Below are 18549 nucleotides of genomic sequence, written 5' to 3' on the forward strand. Positions count from 1 at the left end.
TTTAGTCTACATAGAGAACAAGGAACATCCGATGATCGTCTTCTGCGTGATACGGCGAGATTGGACCGAGTTGTGGCGCAAAGACTTCCAACCGATACGGTGAATCCTTGAAGTCAAGCGGTGTCCGCTCTTTGATCAAGCGTCCCATTTCGTCCGCTAGTTCTTTCACTTCAACCAAACTACGTGAGCGTTCCATCGGTGCTTCGAAGACGAATGCCTCGATTCCCTCAATCGACGCACATCGGAGGAAACGCCGGAGTGACGGCAATGCTGCTTCCATGTTGTCCTCGATCGTTTGGTTCTCCTCGTACATAGGGGCTCCCCAGAGGCGTGCCTCGCTTCCTGTCGCACTTCGGAAATGATCAATCGTCTCTTCCGTGATGGGATCACGCGTCAACGCGAAGCGTGTTTTATCCCGCTTCAGATTCTTTTCATTCGTCCGGTCGATTTCTGTCAGTAAATCAAGTTGAAGTGGTCGTGCTAACCGAAACAGTTCGCGTTGCAGACGTGCTAAGGAATGACCAATCGGAACAATCGTGTCTTTCGCTTTCGGTGGTTTGTCCCCTTCATAACCGTTCATGACACGTGCGATTTGTCCGGCCTCATGCACGAGTCGATAAAACGAACCGTCCTGATCATCATTTACTGTACCGAGCGTCTCATGCTGTGCTGCAAGATCCGTCACGTATTGGTTCGCAAGACAGGTCGAGATCATCAAGACGTCGACAAGTTCAAAACGAAGGGCTTCTAAATCATTTTGTTCCAGTGCTTCTCCGACTTCACCGACTTCTTCCGTCAGGCGCGCGAGACCAGATAGCGGTCGAAAATAACCACCGAGTGAGCGAATCGTCGCATCAACCTTTTGTTGCAGTGTCTTCATCTGTTCCATCTGTCTGACCCTCCACGATTGCCTGGCGTACGTGCATTTCTGTCTCCTGTTTAACGCGTTGCGTAAATGACTGGTTTTTCTTCCATTCTCGGATTCCGACAGATGTCGCAGCAATCAATGCAGCAATTAGTCCAATTTCTCTTTTACGCATCGAGATCTCCTCCTTTTGAATGACTCGTAACCTATCTAAACATGATATGATGATATCAATTAATTCTACATAATCCAGTAAGAGGTGTTGCTTGTGTCGACTGAACGTCTTTGGCAAATGGCCCGGTTCCTGACGGTGATCTTCGCCTTCTTAGTTGGTGGATGGTTACTCATCCGCCTCTCGTCCATTTTGTATCCGTTTGTCTTTGCGTTTCTGCTTGCCCTTTTGAGTCGACCGCTCGTCGATTTTTTCCAAAAGCGGTTACGAATCACTCGCGGATGGGGTGCGTTGTTGTCCATCATTTTGATCAGTGGCTTATTAGTTGGTTCGCTCGCCTTGATCATCATGCAGTTGATTCGCGGTCTTGTATTTGTCGCCAACCAATTACCGGCGCAAATCCAAGAGTTGAGCCTGTATTTTCAAAAGCTGTACAATGAAAAACTGGCACCCATCTGGAACGATGCTTCCGAAGCCTTACGCTCACTGGAGCCATCGCAACAAAATACGGTTCAAAACAGTATCCAATCTCTCGGGAGTTCACTTGCGAGTGCGATTGGCGAAGGATCAAAAAGTATCGCCATGATGCTACAGACGGTCCTTGCGACATTGCCATCGATTGCATTGATTTTCGTCATCGTCTTACTTGCTTGGTTTTTCATCGCAAAAGATTGGCACCAGTACGAGATGCGATTGAAGCGCTATGAGATGCTTCCTTGGTTCGCTCGTTTCGAATCCGTCTTCTTGAGTTTACGCTCCGCCTTGTTCGGCTATATCAAAGCACAATTCACTTTGATTACAATCACGTTCTTCATCGTCCTAATCGGTTTGTTCATCATTGGTGTCGAGCATCCATTTGCAGTCGCGTTTATCGCTGCCTTCTTCGACATTTTACCGTATCTCGGTACAGGTTCCGTCTTCCTGCCTTGGATCGCTTACTCCTTGATTACCGGAGATACGACACTTGCGATTGGTCTCGGGATTCTATACGCGCTCGTCATTCTCCAGCGCAACATCATGGAACCGAAAATCGTCGGCGATAATATCGGGATTCAACCCATCACGGCGTTGATTGCGCTGTTCGTCGGAATCAAATTCTTTGGTGTCTTCGGACTGATTCTCGGACCATTGATCGCTGTCATCTTAAAAGCACTCTACAACGCCCAGATTTTTCATTATATCTGGGACTTCGTCAAAGGATCACCCACACCATTTCGGTGAGGGTGATTTTTTTGGTACAGCTGCATATAACGGATATCCTTCCGGATCCACCGGTCGACTCGCCGGCAAATAATCACACGGAAAACGGGCGCCCGTCGCAAGCAGACAAGCGTCGAGCCAATCATCGACCGCAACATGCGACTGACGCTGTTCCCATAACGGCGGACAATCAAAGCGCTCGAGCAATTCGATTCGTTCCGCAATGCCTTCGGTCGTTTTCTTTGAAAAGCGTGCCGGATGACCGGCGAGTCGTGCGAAACAGACTTCCGGATGGGCTTCAATCATCTCCGTTCGATATACGCTGCGGACTTCTCGGATTTTCGGTAATAGGTACCACGCTTGTTTTGAAAGCCCGATCCCCGCATGTTGTTTGGCTAAATCATTTGCTTCCATATAGGTAGAAGCTGTCAACGCACTACGAAACGGTGCATTAAAGACACTGCTCGTCCGCCCAGGTCGTAGCTCCAGTCGCAACAGTTGATCCGTTTCCCGTCGTCCTTCCATCAAGCCGATCGGCATATCGATCCAGATCCGGTCAGCTAGCGGAATCTGAGTAAGCGTCGGTTCGACGAATCCCGTATAACGACCATTTTCGTACATAACGACGACCCACCCCGCCTTTGCCGCATCAATCCCGATGACGTGCATTCGTCTTCTCCCGGAAAGAACGCAGTAGTGATAAGACGGTGAAGATACCGATGAACGTCGCGAGACCGAGCGATAGACGATCGCGTGCATCCAAATACCAGACGACGGCAAGAATCGTCAACAAGACGCCGAGTAGATTCCAGCGTCTCATTTTTCTTGCTCGACGAACCGGTACAGACTACGAACCATGACGCCTGTCGCTCCTTTTGGACCAATCTCAGACGCTTGATTCTGTTCCGATGTTCCCGCGATATCGAGGTGTAGCCAAGGTGTGTCACCAACGAATTCGCCGACGAACGCACCACCGAAGATCATGTGTCCCATGCGTCCCGGTGAGTTGTTCAAGTCTGCGACTTCCGAACGGCGGACTTGTTTGATGAAGGCATCGACATACGGCATTTGCCAGACCATCTCATTCGTCTCTTTCGTCACCTGCTCAAAACGTTCGTAAAGTGACGCATCGTTCGTCAACGCACCTGTGATTTCCGTTCCAAGGGCGACTAGGACACCACCTGTCAACGTTGCGAGATCGATGATCGCTTTAGGTTGATACTCTTTCACGTACGTGACTGCGTCAGCAAGGACAAGCCGTCCTTCCGCATCCGTGTTCAGGACTTCAATCGTTTTTCCTGCCATCGACGTGATGACGTCATCCGGCTTGAAGGCATCCCCGGAAATCATGTTGTCGGTTGCTGGAATGACACCGATGACGTGAACATCTGGCTTCAGTTGACCGAGTGCTTCGAACAGTCCAAGAACGGCTGCTGCTCCCCCCATATCGCCTTTCATCCCGACGATCCCGTCTTTCGGTTTGATGGAATAACCACCTGTATCGAACGTGACTCCCTTCCCGACGACCGCGATCGGTGCTTCTGCTGATCCTTTATATTCAAGGACGATCAATTTCGGTGGAATGACGGATCCTTGGTTGACGGCAAGCAAGGCGCCCATCCCAAGTGCTTCCATCTCTTCCTTATCGATGATCCGGAGATCATGTCCATGACGTTCCGCGATGAAACGTGCTTCGTCCGCAAGCGCTGGCGCCGTCAAGAGATTCCCTGGCATCGTTACGAGACGACGCGCTAAGTTCGTCGCTTCGCCTAAGACCGTACCACGAAGGACGGCTTCGTCATCAGAAGGTAAGACCGTCAGTTGTAACGTATATGCTTTCGAAGGCGACGTCTTATAATGTTTGACCTCATATGTAGCGAGGGTGAATGTCTCAGCAATCAGCTCGACTGGTTGCCCTGGGAATGTCGTTGCATCAACTGTGACATGTTCTAAGCGACGTGCTTTGACATGCTGTGCCGCTTTTCCGAGCAAGCGACGTAAATCGTCTTGTGAGAGTTGATCGACTTTCCCGAGCCCGACGAACAGCACACGCGCGATGTCGCCCGCTAACGTTGGTAATAGACGCAGTTCTCCGCGTTTCGTTGAGATATCGCCTTGACGAACCCACTCTTCTAGTTTGTCACCATACAGTGCTTGTAACCGTTCATCGAGCGGTTGATTTCCAGAAATCCCGACAACGAGTACATCTACGGATTGATTCGTTTGCATATAAAACTCCCCCTTTGACTAGTATCTATTAGTATGAAGTGTTTTCAGTCATTTTCCAACTGATAGCCTCTCGACTGATCGCAAACGCTTTCATTACTTCTGTTCGACAATTTGTCGAAATGCTTGGTTTCAAACAATTGTTGCCCGTTTCACAATATGATAGGATTAAACGGGTGAAATGTTGAGACACTTCAAGAAACGATGCGTTTGCTGTTCCGGGAAATGTCTACGTTTTCATTCAAGGGAGAGTGCGCAGAAGGCTCGTTAAGAGAGAGGCGTTTATGGGTATCTATAGATAGCTAAGAAACGAAGTCGTCGCGTTAAAAAAACTTACTGAAAAGAGGGTAATGCACATGGCACAACATATCAAGGGAATTGGCGCTTCTGCAGGGATCGCGATTGCAAAAGCATTCGTGATGGAAACACCGGTCTTTGAGATTCCATCGCACAAAATCGAGGATGCAGCTGCGGAAAAAGAACGTTTCCAAGCGGCAATCGCAAAATCGAAGACAGAACTCGAAGTCATTCGTGAAAATACCTTACAAGAATTAGGTCCAGATAAAGCGGAAATCTTCTCGGCTCACCTTCTCATCTTAGAAGATCCGGAAATCGTCAGTCAGGTGAACGCAAAAATCGAGGACGAGCAAGCAAATGCTGCAAAAGCACTCGATGAAGTCGCAAACATGATGGTCATGATTTTCGAATCGATGGATAACGAATACATGCGCGAACGTGCAGCAGACGTTCGTGACGTCACGAAACGGACGATGGCTCACCTTCTCGGTATCACGTTCGTCACTCCAGCTCAAATCAACGAAGAAGTCATCATCATCGCGGAAGACTTGACTCCTTCGGATACAGCTCAATTGAACCGTAAATATGCTAAAGGTTTCGCAACGAACATTGGTGGCCGGACATCGCACTCTGCCATCATGTCACGTTCACTCGAAATCCCAGCAGTCGTCGGAACAAAAGTCGTCTTGACGGACGTTAAACACGGCGATCTTCTCATCCTTGATGGTGCAGAAGGTGACGTCATCGTCAACCCAAGTGAAGAGCAAGTTGCTGAGTATGAAGCAAAACGCGCAGCATACATCGCACAAAAAGAAGAGTGGAAAAAACTCAAGAACGAAAAAACAATGACGGCTGACGGTCATCACGTCGAGCTCGCTGCAAACATCGGTACACCAAACGATGTCAAAGGCGTTTTGGATAACGGTGCAGAAGCAGTCGGTCTCTACCGTACGGAATTCCTCTACATGGATGCAGAGACATTCCCAACGGAAGATGAGCAGTTCACAGCTTACAAAACGGTTCTCGAATCAATGGGCGATAAAAAAGTCGTCATCCGGACACTTGATATCGGTGGCGATAAAGAATTGTCGTACCTTGATCTCCCACACGAGATGAACCCTTTCCTCGGTTACCGTGCGATCCGTCTCTGTCTCGATCAAACAGACTTGTTCCGTACACAATTACGCGCACTTCTTCGTGCGAGTGCATACGGTAAACTCGCTGTCATGTTCCCGATGATCGCAACGATCGAAGAGTTCCGTGCTGCAAAAGCACTTCTCCTTGAAGAGAAAGCCAACCTTCAAGCTGAAGGCGTTACGGTATCGGAAGACATCGAAGTCGGTATGATGGTCGAGATTCCAGCAACGGCAGTCATGGCTCGTCAGTTCGCAAAAGAAGTCGACTTCTTCTCTGTCGGAACGAACGATTTGATTCAATATACGATGGCGGCAGACCGGATGAACGAAAAAGTATCATACCTGTATCAACCGTTCAACCCAGCAATCTTGAACCTCTTGAACAATGTCATCACTGAAGCACACAAAGCAGGCAAATGGGTCGGCATGTGTGGTGAGATGGCAGGAGAAGAATTGGCTCTTCCAATCCTTCTTGGTCTTGGTCTCGATGAGTTCTCGATGTCAGCATCATCTGTCCTTCGCGCACGTAGCTTGATGACACGCCTCAACAAGTCAGAGTGTGAAGCAATCGTCGAGCAAGTACTCGATATGGATACGGCAGAAGAAGTCGTCGACTTCCTCAGCACGACATTCGACATCAAAAAATAAGTTCTGTCAGACGAATTTGGAGCAATCCAGGTTCGTCTTTTTTTGTGCCGATCAACAAAAAAACAACGCTTCTTTCTAATTAAGAAAGAAGACGTTGTTGAAACGTGATCATTGAGCTTGTTTCTTCTTCGCTGGTGTTGCTTGTTCCGATAAAATCGGACGCTCGTTCCCCATTAAGAAGATAAAGATGACACCGAGTACTGCTGGAATCAGTGCCCAGAAATAGACGGTTGAGATTGATTCTGCAAGCGACGTCTTGATTGCTGTCGCGACTTCTGGTGGCATCTTCGCAAACGCAGCAGCCGTTGGGAACTGACCACCGGACGGCGCTCCACCTTGGGGCAACCGATCGGAGACAGCCGAAGTGAACGTCCGTGATTGAATGATGCCAAGCACCGTGACACCAAGCGTCATCCCGATTGTCCGGAAAGTTGAGCCCATCGAGGTCGCTGCTCCACGACGTTGCATCTCGATTCCGTTAATACTTGCTAGGTTCAACAATGAGAAGCTGAACCCGACACCAAAGCCAAGAATGATCATATAGATCGTTACCGCTGTCCGCGACGTTTCAAGCGTCATCGTACTGAGGAGATAAACACCGAGTAAGAAAAAGACAGCCGAGACGATCATGACATTGCGGAAACCAAACTTATTCGGCAACTGTCCACCGAGCTGCGCCGAGATGACTGAAGCGATCAACATCGGCATCAAGATCAGACCGGAATTCGTCGCACTGCCACCAAAGACACCTTGTACGAAGATTGGAATGAACACACTCGCCGAGATGAAGACGAATCCATAAAAGAACGCCACGCCTTGTGTTGCCGCAAACAAACGACGCCGGAACAGGCTAAACGTAATGACAGGGTCCGCTGCGCGTCGTTCAGCAAATGCGAAGGCAACGAACGCGACGAGCGCTGCTCCAAACAGACCAAGAATTTGTGGCGAAGACCACGCATATTCTTTTCCACCCATTTCAAGTGCGAGTAAGAATAACACCAATCCGGCGACAAGGGTAAAGGCGCCGACATAGTCGATCTTTTGCGTCCGATGAACCGGCGATTCTTGATAGAAGACCGTCACGAGACCAAGGGCTATCAAACCAAGTGGAATATTGATGTAGAATACCCAGCGCCAGTCGAGGGAATCCGTCAATACGGCACCAAGCAACGGTCCGAAGATACTCGAGATACCGAAGACTGCTCCGAACAATCCACTGACTTTCCCCCGTTTTTCCGGTGGGAAGATATCAAAGATGATCGTAAAGGCAATCGGCATCAACGCCCCACCACCGAGCCCTTGCAAGGCACGATACGCAGACAATTCAATGATTGAGTCTGCCATTCCACACAAGATACTTCCCACCATGAAGAGAAGCATCCCAAAGAGGAAGAAGCGTTTTCTTCCATACATGTCACTCAGTTTACCGAAGATCGGCATCCCGGCAACGGTTGCGATCATGTAAGCAGATGTGACCCATGCGTACTGATCAAACCCGTTCAGCTCACTGACGATCGTCGGCATCGCTGTCGCAACGATTGTGTTATCCATCGCTGCGACTAAAATCCCAATCAATAATCCGATGACGACAGGTGTCGTATTCGTTTTTGTTGTAGTCGAAGACATCAAAGCACCTCATTTCTTAAAAAAATTAGCTAACTCTTATAATAGCTAACTCATTGTATCATCATATGTGCAAAATCTCACTATCAAATGTGCTCTACGATCGTTTCACACAAAAAAAGACGGATCGCTCAGGGCGATCCGTCGCTTTTCTTCTTTACTCTACACGATACGAAATCGCTTCACCGGCTTCGACCGTCCGTCCGACATCAACGTCGACTTTTCGATCGCCGCTGTTTGTGACGATGATTGGTGTCAGTAATGATGGTACGAGTGGTCGTACTTGCTCGAGATCGACATTGAGGAGTGGTGTCCCCGGTTCGACACGATCGCCTGCTTTCGCCAACGCCTCGAATCCTTTTCCTTCGAGTGACACCGTATCAATACCGATGTGAATCAAGATCTCATCTCCATTATCCGCAAGAATACCGATCGCGTGTTTCGTCGGGAAGAAGGTCGTGATCTCACCAGAGACTGGAGAGACAACATATCCTTCCGTTGGTTCGATCGCATATCCGTCACCCATCATCCGACCGGAGAAGACTTGATCCGGTACATCATCGAGAGAACGAATGATACCGCTCAGTGGTGCGACATATCCATCTTCAGGCACGTAAGCCCCACCACGATCCCCAGCGAGTGGACCGGTATCTGCTGTAGTTCCAGAAGTGCGCGCTTCGTCTCCCGTTGGTACTTGTGGAATTGGATCGGCTTCCGGTGTTTCTTTTGGTTTATAGTTTGGATCTTTCATGATGTCTGCCATCTCTGTCTTGATTCCGTCAGATTTCGGTCCAAAGATCGCCTGGACGTTATCTCCGACTTCAAGAACACCGGCAGCACCAAGTTCTTTCAAGCGGTCCTTGTTGACGCCTGATTTATCATTAACCGTAATCCGAAGTCGTGTGATACAAGCATCGAGGTGCTTGATGTTTGATGGACCACCGAATGCTTGTAGAATTTCATACGGTAGATCGCCGGCTTGTGCCGTTGAGGTAGCGGCACCTTCTTTTATCGCTTCGCGTCCCGGAATCTTCAGATCAAACTTCGTGATGACGAAACGGAATCCGAAGTAATAGATGACGGCGAAGACAAGTCCGACTGGAATGACGAGCCACCACGAAGTTCGGTTCGGTAAAATCCCGAATAACGTGTAGTCAATCAATCCACCGGAGAACGTCATCCCGATCTTGACGTTCAGCAAGTCCATGATCATGAACGATAGACCTGCGAAAACAGCGTGAACGGCAAATAAGAGAGGTGCGACGAAGACGAATGAGAACTCGACCGGTTCCGTGATCCCGGTCAGGAAGGAAGTCAACGCAGCCGAGAAGTAGAGACCTTCGACGGCTTTCCGACGATCTTTTGCGACCGTGTGGTACATCGCAAGACAGGCTGCTGGCAGACCGAACATCATGAACGGATATTTCCCGGTCATATATGTCCCTGCCGTGAACGGCACACCGTCCTTCAACTGTGCGAAGAAGATCCGCTGATCCCCGTTGATGATCGTTCCGGCTTTATCCGTATATTCACCGAACTGGAACCAGAAGCTTGAGTACCAGATATGGTGAAGACCAAACGGAATCAACGAACGTTCGACGAGTCCAAAGATAAAGGCAGACAACGGTTCGTTCGCTTCGATGATTGTTTTTGAGAATGTGTTGATTCCACTACCGATTGGCGGCCAAATGTACGACAAGGCAAACCCGGCGACAAGACTGAATAAGGCGGTTGCAATCGGAACAAAACGTTTCCCTGCGAAGAATCCGAGGAAATCAGGCAGTTTGATTTTAAAGAATTTATTATAACTGTACGCTGCTATCAAACCGGCAATGATCCCTCCGAATACCCCCATTTGCAAGGTCGGTATACCGAGGACCGTCGCATACGACAAGTCACTCGCTTTCTGTGCTTCCGTGATTTTTTCTGGTGTGATCTGTAAAAACGAACTGATGACCTTGTTCATGATCAAGAAACCGACGATCGCTGCTAGACCGGCGACCCCTTCCCCATTCGCAAGACCAATCGCGACCCCGACGGCAAACAGTAACCCGAGGTTCGCAAAGATGATATCACCCGCATCCTGCATGACTCGCCAGATGACGACTAGCGAATCGTTCTCGAGGAACGGTAAATATTGCGTCAAGTTCGGGTTTTGAAACGCTGTCCCGAACGCGAGCAATAGCCCCGCTGCCGGCAAAATCGCTACCGGTAACATCAGAGCCTTACCGATCCGCTGTAAGACACCAAACACGTTTTTCCACATGCGTATATTCCCTCCTTTTTTAAACAAACTACTTAGTTCATACCCTAAAATATTCTATTGCAAAACGATTCTAAAAGATTTTTCCAAAAAAAATGAGCCCTTCCGCAGAAGGACTCACTCTAAAAACTTTAGACTGTTTTTTCTTGTTTACGTGATGCGATGACGGCTTGGATTTCAGACTTGATGTTGTCTGATTTCGGTCCGTAGATCGCTTGAACGTTGTTACCAACTTCAAGGACACCAGCAGCACCTAATTTTTTCAACTCATCTTTGTTGACTTTCGATTTGTCGAGAACTTCGACACGAAGACGTGTGATACATGCATCCAAGTGTTTGATGTTCGACTCTGAACCGAGTGCATCAAGGATACCTTCAGCGAGTTCAGAACCTTGAGCAGATGAAGTCTCTTGCGCTGCATCTTCACGACCTGGAGTTTTCAGGTTGAACTTGCGGATTGCGAAACGGAATCCAACATAGTAGATGACAGAGAGTGCAAGACCGACGACGATGACGAGCCACCACTGCGTGCGTCCTGGAAGAACACCGAAGAGAAGGAAGTCAATCAAACCACCAGAGAATGTCATACCGATCTTAACGTTCAACAATTGCATCGTCATGAACGAGAGACCTGCGAAGACTGCGTGAACTGCGAACAAGATTGGAGCAACGAACAAGAATGCGAATTCGATTGGCTCTGTGATACCTGTCAAGAATGCTGTAAGTGCTGCTGATCCAAGAAGACCACCAACGACTGCACGGCGCTCAGGACGAGCTTCGTGGTACATAGCAAGAGCTGCTGCTGGAAGACCGAACATCATGAACGGGAATTTACCAGTCATGAATGTACCAGCAGTCAATTCAACGTTATCTTTCAATTGAGCGAAGAAGATCGCTTGGTCACCACGAACGACATCACCTGCTGCATTAGTGTACGAACCGAATTCGAACCAGAATGGTGCATAGAAGATGTGATGAAGACCGAATGGAATCAACGAACGTTCGATGAGACCGAAGACGAATGCTGCGAGTGTTGGGTTTTTCTCCATCATGAAGTGGGAGAATGTGTTCAATCCGTCCTGTGCGAACGGCCAAACGAATACAAGTACAAGACCTGCGAATAATGAAACGACAGCAGTGACGATTGGAACGAAACGTTTACCAGCAAAGAATCCGAGGAACTGCGGCAATTCGAGATTATGGTACTTCCCGTACGCCCAAGCTGCAATCAGACCGATGATGATACCACCGAATACCCCAGTTTGAAGTGTTGGGATACCGAGTACGTTTGCATACCCTTGACCGTTAGCAACCATTTCTGGTGTAACGCCGAGCCAAACGCTCATTGTTTTGTTCATGATCAAGAATCCGACGATTGCCGCAAGTCCGGCTGCGCCGTCCCCTGCAAGACCAATCGCGACACCGACCGCGAATAAGAGTGCTAAGTTACCGAAGATGATATCCCCGGCTGCTTCCATCAATTTTGCAACCTTGATGATTGCATCATTTTTTAAGAACTCGAGTTTTGACGTCAAGTTCGGATTTTGCATCGCGTTACCGAATCCGAGTAGGATACCGGCAGCTGGCAAAATCGCTACAGGAAGCATCAACGCTTTACCGACACGTTGAAGAACAGCAAAAATCTGTTTGAACATGTGTGTTTCCTCCTTTTCCTGTTAAGAGCGAAGTATGATGAATAATGCCAATGATTGAGACGAAAAAAGTCAGACATCTGACCGATTTTTTACAGAAAAAAATCAGGCACGAGCGGATTGTAGACAATAGACTTATCCCGTTGAATAACGGAAATAAAGCTTCTTGCCCGACATCCCACTCATGCCTGATCGTATCAGTAACACGTAGTCCGTGCGGTCATTTACCTGAATCGTACTGCACTAAGCGTTGCAGATGCATCGTAAGATACGTCGCCTCACCGCGCGGTACCGCTTTCTTCAACTGACGTTCCATGATGGACATCAGCTCCCAAGCAGTATCATAGCATAGCGGATATTCTTCACGCAATAGCTTTTCTACTTTTTCTGGAGCCTCTAGATACTCCCCATTGGAAACCCTTTCAATCGCTGAACGAAGGTGCCGAATCAGACGCTTGTAATCAAGCGATTTTCGATCGATTTTAATCTCCAGTCGCTGTTCGATATGACTAGCAATTAAACCGACGAGTTGATGATGGCGGTTGACTTCAAGTACGTCTTTGAAGTTCGTCGCCGAATGAATATGAAGTGCGATGAATCCTGTCTCCGCTGGAGGCAGGTAAAAATTCATCTCGGCACTGATGAACTCGACGATTTCTTCTGCAAGGGCGTACTCTTCCGGATACAAGGCTTCCGTTTCAGCAAGAAACGGATTCGTGACTTCCATTCCTTGTTCCAGTCGCTTGAACGTAAACGTCAAATGATCCGTCAATCCAATATGGATATGTTCGTCGACCTTTTTTCCGAAGCGTGTCTCGATCATCGAGACGATCTCGTTCATCAACGCGATGAAATTTTCATCGAGATGACCGACGAGCGCCTTATATTGATCCTGTTCTTCTTTATCCTTCAACGTGTAGACTTTTTCCAACTTGTCGAGATCTGTCAGTTGATCGCCTGGCTTCCGACCGAAGCCAATCCCTTTCGCGAGGATAATGACTTCCTGATTCGCACCAGTCGAACAAATGACGACATTATTATTCAATACCTTGATAACGTGGTACATTTGTTTATCCATTCGCTCTCAACCCAATCTGCTCTTACACATTTATTTAAAGACATTGTTTTTATTATAACGGTTTTTCAGACACGAAAAAAGCCTACTTACTCAAGTAGACTTTAAAACATTTGGTAACCGCTCTTACGCAAGAAGCGAATCGATAGACCGGCGATGATGATTCCGGCAAGACCAGCCGCGAACATCGTGATATCCGCTGTCTGTAGACCAGCAATCCGGTCTCCGAGATTCGGAATCGCTTCACGAGCATTCGTGAAGTATTCGAGCGTCGATTGGTTGTCGATCATCATGATGATGATGACCGGATAGAGTACGAGCATCACCCACGTACTCCGCAACAACATGTTTAAGATGAATCCGATACTAAAGAACATGACGAGATAAAGCACACTCCCGATCACGGCTTGAATGATATGCATACTGTTCCCCCTTTGAATCTCTTCTAGTATAACCGACAAAAAAGGCAAATGCACGAGTGTACATTTGCCTAAAACGTGAACTTAGAACTTCCCTTTTTTGATCGCAAGACCAAGCTTTTTCAGTTCGAAGAAGTGTTTGTTGTCGATGACTTTTTTCATGAACGATGCATTACGACCGTAAATCTTCTTACCAAAGACCATGCCGATGCCGTCTTTGTGACCAAGCGAAGCGACCGTTCCTTTGTTCTCGTACGTGAACGTCGATGTTTGACGGCCCGCGATGAGTGCTGCGATGTTCTCAGCGACTTTGTGTGCTTGTTGTGTCGCGATTTGTGCAGTCGGTGGGTACGGACGGTTCGAACTTGGGTCCATGACTGCTGAACAGTCACCGATCATGAAGACATTGTCGTGTCCTGGAACACGGAGATCTTCTTCAACGACGACACGGTTACGCATCGCTTCGAAACCAGATGCTGCAACGACAGGGTTACCGCTGACGCCACCAGTCCAGATGATCGTGTTCGCTTCGATCGTCTCAGTCGTGTCGCCTTGAAGCGGACCGAATGTGACGCTTCCTGGTCCACATTCCTTGATGCCGTTACCGAGTTTGAACTCGATGCCTTGGCGCTCAAGCCATTTGTGTGCATAGTTGACGAGATCTGCATCGAATCCTGGAAGGACTGTCGGTGCTGCCTCGATGTTGACGACACGAACGAGTTCGCGTGGAATGTCATATTGTTTGCACAGTTCTGGAATACGGTTGACGAGCTCACCCATGAACTCGATTCCTGTGAATCCAGCACCACCAACGACGATCGTCAAGAGTGAACGATCTTGTGATCCTGTTGTTTTGTACTGTGCGAATGAGTAATCGATATGTTCCTTGATTTTACGGACGCTGTTCAACGAGCTGATCGTCAGCGCGTGTTCCTTCAATCCTTTGATACCGAATGTTTCAGGAACGCCACCGAGAGCAACGACGACGTAATCGTAAGGAACTGTTCCGCCATCTTGTAAGAGAACCGTTTTAGCAGCCGTGTCGACTTTCTCAACGATACCTTTGACAAGTTTGACGCGTGACGGGTTGATAACATCATTGATGTAGATGCGCGCTTGCTCCGCAGACATCGTACCTGCAGCTGGTTCATGCAACCAAGTTGTTTGGTAATGATAGTCGTGTTTGTTGATCAACGTGATGTTCGCTTGATCGACGCCGAGTTTTTTTTGAAGGTTGACTGCTGTGATCAATCCACCGTAGCCCGCTCCAAGAATAACAATGTTAGGTGTGTTCATGTTCTGATACTCCTTACGAATCGTAGTTTTGTTGTGATTTTCTTCACATTCAATTACAGACGAATGCTCAAAAATTTTGTTCAAATAATGTTCACATGTCTATAAGCCTATTGAAACACTTTTCAGGAATGATTGCAAAAGAAAAATGTAATTTCCCTTAAAAAAATGTGAGATGTTCCGTACTTGCACCTTCACCCCCTACTTCCTATATAATGGACCTATCCAACGCTAGGAGGGAATCAGATGCACCAACCATATGATGTCACGATCATCGGCGGCGGTCCGGTCGGACTGTTCACCGCGTTTTATTCAGGAATGCGCCAGATGAAGACGAAGGTCATCGAGAGTCTACCTCAATTAGGTGGTCAACTCGCTACGCTTTATCCTGAAAAATATATATACGATATTGCCGGTTTTCCGAAAGTAAAAGCACAGGAACTGGTCGATCGGTTGCTTGAACAAGCAAATGAATTCGATCCGACCTATGTGCTCGGTGAGACCGTCATCGCTTATGAACGAATGGATGACGGAATCATCCGCCTCGTCACGAACAAAGGCGAGCATTATACAAAGACCGTCATCTTGACGGCAGGAAACGGCTCGTTCGCTGCGCGTCCACTCGGAGTAGCGGATGCAGAACGCTTCGAAGAAACAAACTTACACTATTTCGTCAACGACATGGAACGTTTCAAGGATCGCCAAGTCGTCTTACTGGGTGGCGGTGACTCAGCAGTTGACTGGTCATTGATGCTTGAGCCGATCGCAAAATCCGTCACGCTCGTCCACCGTCGTGATAAGTTCCGTGCCCATGAACATTCGGTCGAACTGTTACACGATTCGTCCGTCAACGTCATGACGCCGTATACACTTGAATCAGTTACAGGTGAGACGCACATCGAGACGCTGACGTTCAAACATGCTGAAAGTGGTGAAGTCGTCGTCGTCGCTGCCGACGATGTCGTCTGTAACTTCGGTTTCGTCTCGTCACTCGGACCGCTCAAAGAATGGGAAGTCGAATTCGAACGCAATTCGATTCGTGTCAATTCGAAGATGGAGACTGCGATTCCAGGCGTCTTCGCTTGTGGTGATATCGCGACTTACGAAGGACGCGTCAAACTGATTGCAACGGGCTTCGGTGAAGCACCAATCGCCGTTAACCAAGCGAAACTTCTCGTTGATCCATCTGCTCGTCATCCGCAACACTCGACGAGTCTGTTCGAAAAAGTAACGAATCATTCTTGATCAGTCACTTGACAGTCCATCTTTACGGACCGATCCAATATTCTCGCTTTCCTCAGGCGGGAGATAAGCCGCGGTATCCCGCACTCCGTGCGGCTTTCCGGGTCTTATCTATCCCTGACGGAAGCACATAACATGCTTCCTTTTCCTGTAGGAGTCGAGAATATATGGTTTCGCCCGTATCATGAATAATAAAGAACCTTCCAGATCAGCTTCTGGAAGGTTCTTTATTTGTTCGTAGCTCTCGCAATGTATTCATCAGTCTATCTCGTTCTTAGTTGGATAGGCATCCGATAAACCCGTTGCACGAATTCCACTCCACCACGCTCAATCATCGATTCTTTGAAGACCTGACCACCGAATCGTTCGTAAAACTGGCACGCCGGATTATCCCGCAAGACAGAAACCTGCATCGTCTCATATTCCGCTAAGTCCTCAGCGATGCGTTGAAACAACGCTTTCCCGAGTCCCTGCCCTTGAGACGCTTGCAAGACATAAATCGCATACAACTCCCCTTCACGCGCATCACTTCGATTCGGTCCGCCTTGCGCGAAGCCAACGACTTCTTCTCCTGACACGGCAACATACACGCGCTGATCGACTAACGTCTGCTCCCATAGTTTCGTCCGTTTTTCGTACGATAACTGCGCTAAATAAGTGTCCGGGATGATACCTTGATACGTCTCCCGCCAAGCGTCGATATGAACGCGAGCGATGGCTGACGCATCTTCAAGATGTGCTTCACGGATTCTCATAACAAGATGATAAAGCGACGTGTCTCGCGTCCATTACGAACAGTCGGCTCGATTTCTTGTCCGCCGTTCGCTAAGATGACACGACATGATGCTAGATTATCAACGCCACACGTCAACAGTACTTGATCCAGTCCACGCTGGCGTGCTTCTTCAAGCGCAAGTCGAAGACCACTCGTCGCATATCCTTTCTGACGCTCGGATGGTCGGATTCCGTATCCGATATGTCCGCCGTACAACTTCAAGTTCTCCGTCAAGTCATGCCGGAAGTTCAGCGCACCAACGATTCGTTGCCCGTCGACCATCCAGTACGTCGTATGGGTGACAAGACCCGGTCTGATTGTTGTCTCCATTTCCTTAAGTTCCGCAAAATAAGCGCCCAGTGGTTCATATGTGTCTCCGACTGCTTCCGGCACGATCGTTTCGCCCGACTCTCGCCAGTCTTCAAAAAAGGCGCGATACTCCGTTTCCCATTCAAGAGTTGGTTTTATCAACTGCATCATTGGTGATTGCGCACCTCCTCTTCAATCAAACGATCGAGCCAGTCATCGACATGTTGGAACAGATAGCCGGCTTGTTTCGCAGCTGTCGTATCCATATAGAAATCACGGTCCGGAGCAAGCGGCGATTCATCTTCTCCTTTTGCAACGAGTTGACTCGTCGTTCCCGCAACGTGGTCGATCTTATCCATCAGATCTTGAATCGATAAGACACCGTCACTCGCAGCGTTGATTGGTCCCGTCATTTCCGAACGACCACACCACTCAAGAAAGGCAGCGGCTTCGTAACTTGAGATGTAGCCCATCTTGGCATAGCTGTTTTCAGCGACGATCGGACGACCGTCAAGCGCCCGTTTGATATGAAAGACGAGTCGCTCCGTATAATCATCTGGTCCGAGGACGACCGGGAAACGGACGGCAACGACTGGGAACGTCGCCCGTTGGAAGAAATAACTCTCCGCTTGGCGTTTCCCTTCGCCATATCCATGTTCCTTCTCGAGGTCATATTTCCCGGGAAACGGATTATATGCACGCTCGGTGATGTTCGCACCACCGCCTTCATAGACAGACATCGTCGACGTCAACACGTAGCGTCCGACTTTCCCTTCAAACGCGTCGATCGCAAGCATGGCTTGATACGGCGTGAAGCAGATGTTGTCATAGATGACATCCCAGTGCTGTTGGCTTAAGTCCTTCATCGTACTACTTGACGTCCGGTCCCCTTTGAAGAATGTCAAGCCCTTCGCGACCGGTGGCGTATGCTCGCCGCGTGTGACGATCGTCACATCATCCCCCGAATCGGCTAACCGAATCGCAAGCCGGCGTCCGAAATAGCGCGTTCCCCCGAAGATCAATACTTTTCTCATCCTGAAGCCCTCCCTGTTCGTAGTAGCATTCACTCTCTTAATATTTCGAGTCAACGGAACAGGTCTCCTGTATACGGACAATAAAAAAATCGTGGACGATGTCCACGATTGGATTCATTAACAGCCACCCGGTGTCCCGGCATTCGTTGCCGTCCGGAACGAAGTCCCGCAACCGCATGTTGCGATGGCATTCGGATTCGTGATCGTGAATTAAGAACCGAAGTATTTTCGGAACCCTACGATCATTTTTCGCCAGTTTGCGCAAGTTGTCGAAATGTATGAGATTGATATTAAAAGTTTTCGCTAATACGTTTTCTACC

At 48.5% G+C, this 18549-nt stretch carries 17 protein-coding genes and 1 pseudogene; 3 read left to right on the forward strand and 15 right to left on the reverse strand.

Translation table 11 applies throughout. The annotated features are described in order from the left end of the window. Nucleotide 1 precedes the first annotated feature (1 nt). Nucleotides 2–889, reverse strand: a complete 888-nt coding sequence (locus tag B3G15_RS10885) for a MazG nucleotide pyrophosphohydrolase domain-containing protein (RefSeq protein ID WP_290720842.1) — start codon at nt 887–889, stop codon at nt 2–4. Further along, nucleotides 855–1040, reverse strand: coding sequence for a hypothetical protein (locus B3G15_RS10890; RefSeq protein WP_215147295.1), 186 nt, complete (start codon nt 1038–1040; stop codon nt 855–857). The genes B3G15_RS10885 and B3G15_RS10890 overlap by 35 nt, the downstream gene beginning before the upstream one ends. Before the next feature lie 93 nt (nt 1041–1133). On the opposite strand from B3G15_RS10890, the gene ytvI reads away from it, so the two are divergent. Continuing rightward, nucleotides 1134–2258 (forward strand): sporulation integral membrane protein YtvI, encoded by a 1125-nt coding sequence (gene ytvI / locus B3G15_RS10895; RefSeq protein WP_215147294.1) that lies wholly within the window; start codon nt 1134–1136, stop codon nt 2256–2258. Here the strand turns inward: ytvI and B3G15_RS10900 are convergent. Genes B3G15_RS10900 through B3G15_RS10910 form a run of 3 tightly spaced genes read right to left on the reverse strand, consistent with a single transcriptional unit; the run spans nt 2238 to nt 4466 of the window. Beyond that, on the reverse strand, nt 2238–2906 hold the full coding sequence (locus B3G15_RS10900) for a DUF429 domain-containing protein (protein ID WP_035396398.1): 669 nt from the start codon (nt 2904–2906) through the stop codon (nt 2238–2240). The genes ytvI and B3G15_RS10900 overlap by 21 nt on opposite strands. Further along, entirely contained in the window at nt 2887–3057 is a 171-nt protein-coding gene (locus tag B3G15_RS10905; protein ID WP_156772519.1) for a hypothetical protein, read from the reverse strand. Before B3G15_RS10905 ends, B3G15_RS10900 begins: the two co-directional genes overlap by 20 nt. After that, the gene (locus tag B3G15_RS10910) at nt 3054–4466 is read right to left on the reverse strand and encodes a leucyl aminopeptidase (RefSeq protein WP_064299466.1); all 1413 of its coding nucleotides are present in this window, start codon (nt 4464–4466) and stop codon (nt 3054–3056) included. Before B3G15_RS10910 ends, B3G15_RS10905 begins: the two co-directional genes overlap by 4 nt. Nucleotides 4467–4819: 353 nt before the next feature. Here B3G15_RS10910 and ptsP point away from each other — a divergent pair, with 353 nt between their 5' ends. Beyond that, a complete protein-coding gene (gene ptsP, locus B3G15_RS10915) occupies nt 4820–6544 on the forward strand; it encodes a phosphoenolpyruvate--protein phosphotransferase (protein ID WP_023469128.1) in 1725 nt (574 codons plus the stop codon). Between the two features lie 108 nt (nt 6545–6652). On the opposite strand, the gene B3G15_RS10920 is transcribed toward ptsP, so the two are convergent. From B3G15_RS10920 to B3G15_RS10945, 6 genes are all read right to left on the reverse strand, one after another. Continuing rightward, a complete protein-coding gene (locus tag B3G15_RS10920; protein ID WP_290720854.1) occupies nt 6653–8170 on the reverse strand; it encodes an MDR family MFS transporter in 1518 nt (505 codons plus the stop codon). A gap of 154 nt (nt 8171–8324) precedes the next feature. Further along, a complete protein-coding gene (ptsG, locus tag B3G15_RS10925) occupies nt 8325–10433 on the reverse strand; it encodes a glucose-specific PTS transporter subunit IIBC (protein WP_058713850.1) in 2109 nt (702 codons plus the stop codon). 128 nt (nt 10434–10561) lie between these two features. After that, complete coding sequence (ptsG, locus tag B3G15_RS10930; protein ID WP_029342409.1) at nt 10562–12085, reverse strand: glucose-specific PTS transporter subunit IIBC; 1524 nt, start codon at nt 12083–12085, stop codon at nt 10562–10564. 217 nt (nt 12086–12302) lie between these two features. Further along, nucleotides 12303–13160 (reverse strand): glucose PTS transporter transcription antiterminator GlcT, encoded by an 858-nt coding sequence (glcT, locus tag B3G15_RS10935; protein WP_023469132.1) that lies wholly within the window; start codon nt 13158–13160, stop codon nt 12303–12305. A 101-nt stretch (nt 13161–13261) separates the two neighbouring features. Further along, on the reverse strand, nt 13262–13579 hold the full coding sequence (locus B3G15_RS10940; RefSeq protein ID WP_023469133.1) for a YuiB family protein: 318 nt from the start codon (nt 13577–13579) through the stop codon (nt 13262–13264). An 81-nt stretch (nt 13580–13660) separates the two neighbouring features. Beyond that, a complete protein-coding gene (locus B3G15_RS10945) occupies nt 13661–14872 on the reverse strand; it encodes an NAD(P)/FAD-dependent oxidoreductase (RefSeq protein WP_029342410.1) in 1212 nt (403 codons plus the stop codon). Between the two features lie 243 nt (nt 14873–15115). Between B3G15_RS10945 and B3G15_RS10950 the strand changes: the two genes are divergently transcribed. Then, the gene (locus B3G15_RS10950; RefSeq protein ID WP_023469135.1) at nt 15116–16114 is read left to right on the forward strand and encodes an NAD(P)/FAD-dependent oxidoreductase; all 999 of its coding nucleotides are present in this window, start codon (nt 15116–15118) and stop codon (nt 16112–16114) included. 260 nt (nt 16115–16374) lie between these two features. Here B3G15_RS10950 and B3G15_RS10955 read toward each other — a convergent pair whose 3' ends face one another. The 4 genes and pseudogenes from B3G15_RS10955 to B3G15_RS10970 all read right to left on the reverse strand — a co-directional run. Further along, nucleotides 16375–16866: a GNAT family N-acetyltransferase gene (locus B3G15_RS10955; protein ID WP_290720863.1), complete on the reverse strand. Its 492-nt coding sequence runs from the start codon at nt 16864–16866 to the stop codon at nt 16375–16377. Continuing rightward, nucleotides 16863–17366, reverse strand: coding sequence for a GNAT family N-acetyltransferase (locus B3G15_RS10960; RefSeq protein WP_290720865.1), 504 nt, complete (start codon nt 17364–17366; stop codon nt 16863–16865). The genes B3G15_RS10955 and B3G15_RS10960 overlap by 4 nt, the downstream gene beginning before the upstream one ends. Continuing rightward, the gene (locus B3G15_RS10965) at nt 17363–18229 is read right to left on the reverse strand and encodes an NAD-dependent epimerase/dehydratase family protein (protein WP_290720868.1); all 867 of its coding nucleotides are present in this window, start codon (nt 18227–18229) and stop codon (nt 17363–17365) included. Before B3G15_RS10965 ends, B3G15_RS10960 begins: the two co-directional genes overlap by 4 nt. Before the next feature lie 117 nt (nt 18230–18346). Next, nucleotides 18347–18439, reverse strand: a pseudogene (locus B3G15_RS10970) (iron-sulfur cluster assembly accessory protein); the annotation flags it as partial. Nucleotides 18440–18549 lie beyond the last annotated feature (110 nt).

It is taken from the genome of Exiguobacterium sp. UBA1053, from assembly GCF_002316465.1.
Taxonomy (GTDB): Bacteria; Bacillota; Bacilli; order Exiguobacteriales; family Exiguobacteriaceae; genus Exiguobacterium_A; species Exiguobacterium_A abrahamii.

Excerpts from the sequence above, each read along its gene's own strand:
- B3G15_RS10955 (WP_290720863.1), bottom strand. The coding sequence starts at position 16,866 with ATGAGAATCCGTGAAGCACATCTTGAAGATGCGTCAGCCATCGCTCGC.
- B3G15_RS10960 (WP_290720865.1), bottom strand. The coding sequence starts at position 17,366 with ATGATGCAGTTGATAAAACCAACTCTTGAATGGGAAACGGAGTATCGC.
- B3G15_RS10905 (WP_156772519.1), bottom strand. The coding sequence starts at position 3,057 with ATGAGACGCTGGAATCTACTCGGCGTCTTGTTGACGATTCTTGCCGTC.
- B3G15_RS10910 (WP_064299466.1), bottom strand. The coding sequence starts at position 4,466 with ATGCAAACGAATCAATCCGTAGATGTACTCGTTGTCGGGATTTCTGGA.
- ptsG (WP_058713850.1), bottom strand. The coding sequence starts at position 10,433 with ATGTGGAAAAACGTGTTTGGTGTCTTACAGCGGATCGGTAAGGCTCTG.
- B3G15_RS10920 (WP_290720854.1), bottom strand. The coding sequence starts at position 8,170 with ATGTCTTCGACTACAACAAAAACGAATACGACACCTGTCGTCATCGGA.
- B3G15_RS10950 (WP_023469135.1), top strand. The coding sequence starts at position 15,116 with ATGCACCAACCATATGATGTCACGATCATCGGCGGCGGTCCGGTCGGA.
- B3G15_RS10890 (WP_215147295.1), bottom strand. The coding sequence starts at position 1,040 with ATGCGTAAAAGAGAAATTGGACTAATTGCTGCATTGATTGCTGCGACA.
- B3G15_RS10945 (WP_029342410.1), bottom strand. The coding sequence starts at position 14,872 with ATGAACACACCTAACATTGTTATTCTTGGAGCGGGCTACGGTGGATTG.
- B3G15_RS10965 (WP_290720868.1), bottom strand. The coding sequence starts at position 18,229 with ATGAGAAAAGTATTGATCTTCGGGGGAACGCGCTATTTCGGACGCCGG.
- B3G15_RS10900 (WP_035396398.1), bottom strand. The coding sequence starts at position 2,906 with ATGCACGTCATCGGGATTGATGCGGCAAAGGCGGGGTGGGTCGTCGTT.
- ptsG (WP_029342409.1), bottom strand. The coding sequence starts at position 12,085 with ATGTTCAAACAGATTTTTGCTGTTCTTCAACGTGTCGGTAAAGCGTTG.
- B3G15_RS10885 (WP_290720842.1), bottom strand. The coding sequence starts at position 889 with ATGGAACAGATGAAGACACTGCAACAAAAGGTTGATGCGACGATTCGC.
- glcT (WP_023469132.1), bottom strand. The coding sequence starts at position 13,160 with ATGGATAAACAAATGTACCACGTTATCAAGGTATTGAATAATAATGTC.
- B3G15_RS10940 (WP_023469133.1), bottom strand. The coding sequence starts at position 13,579 with ATGCATATCATTCAAGCCGTGATCGGGAGTGTGCTTTATCTCGTCATG.
- ptsP (WP_023469128.1), top strand. The coding sequence starts at position 4,820 with ATGGCACAACATATCAAGGGAATTGGCGCTTCTGCAGGGATCGCGATT.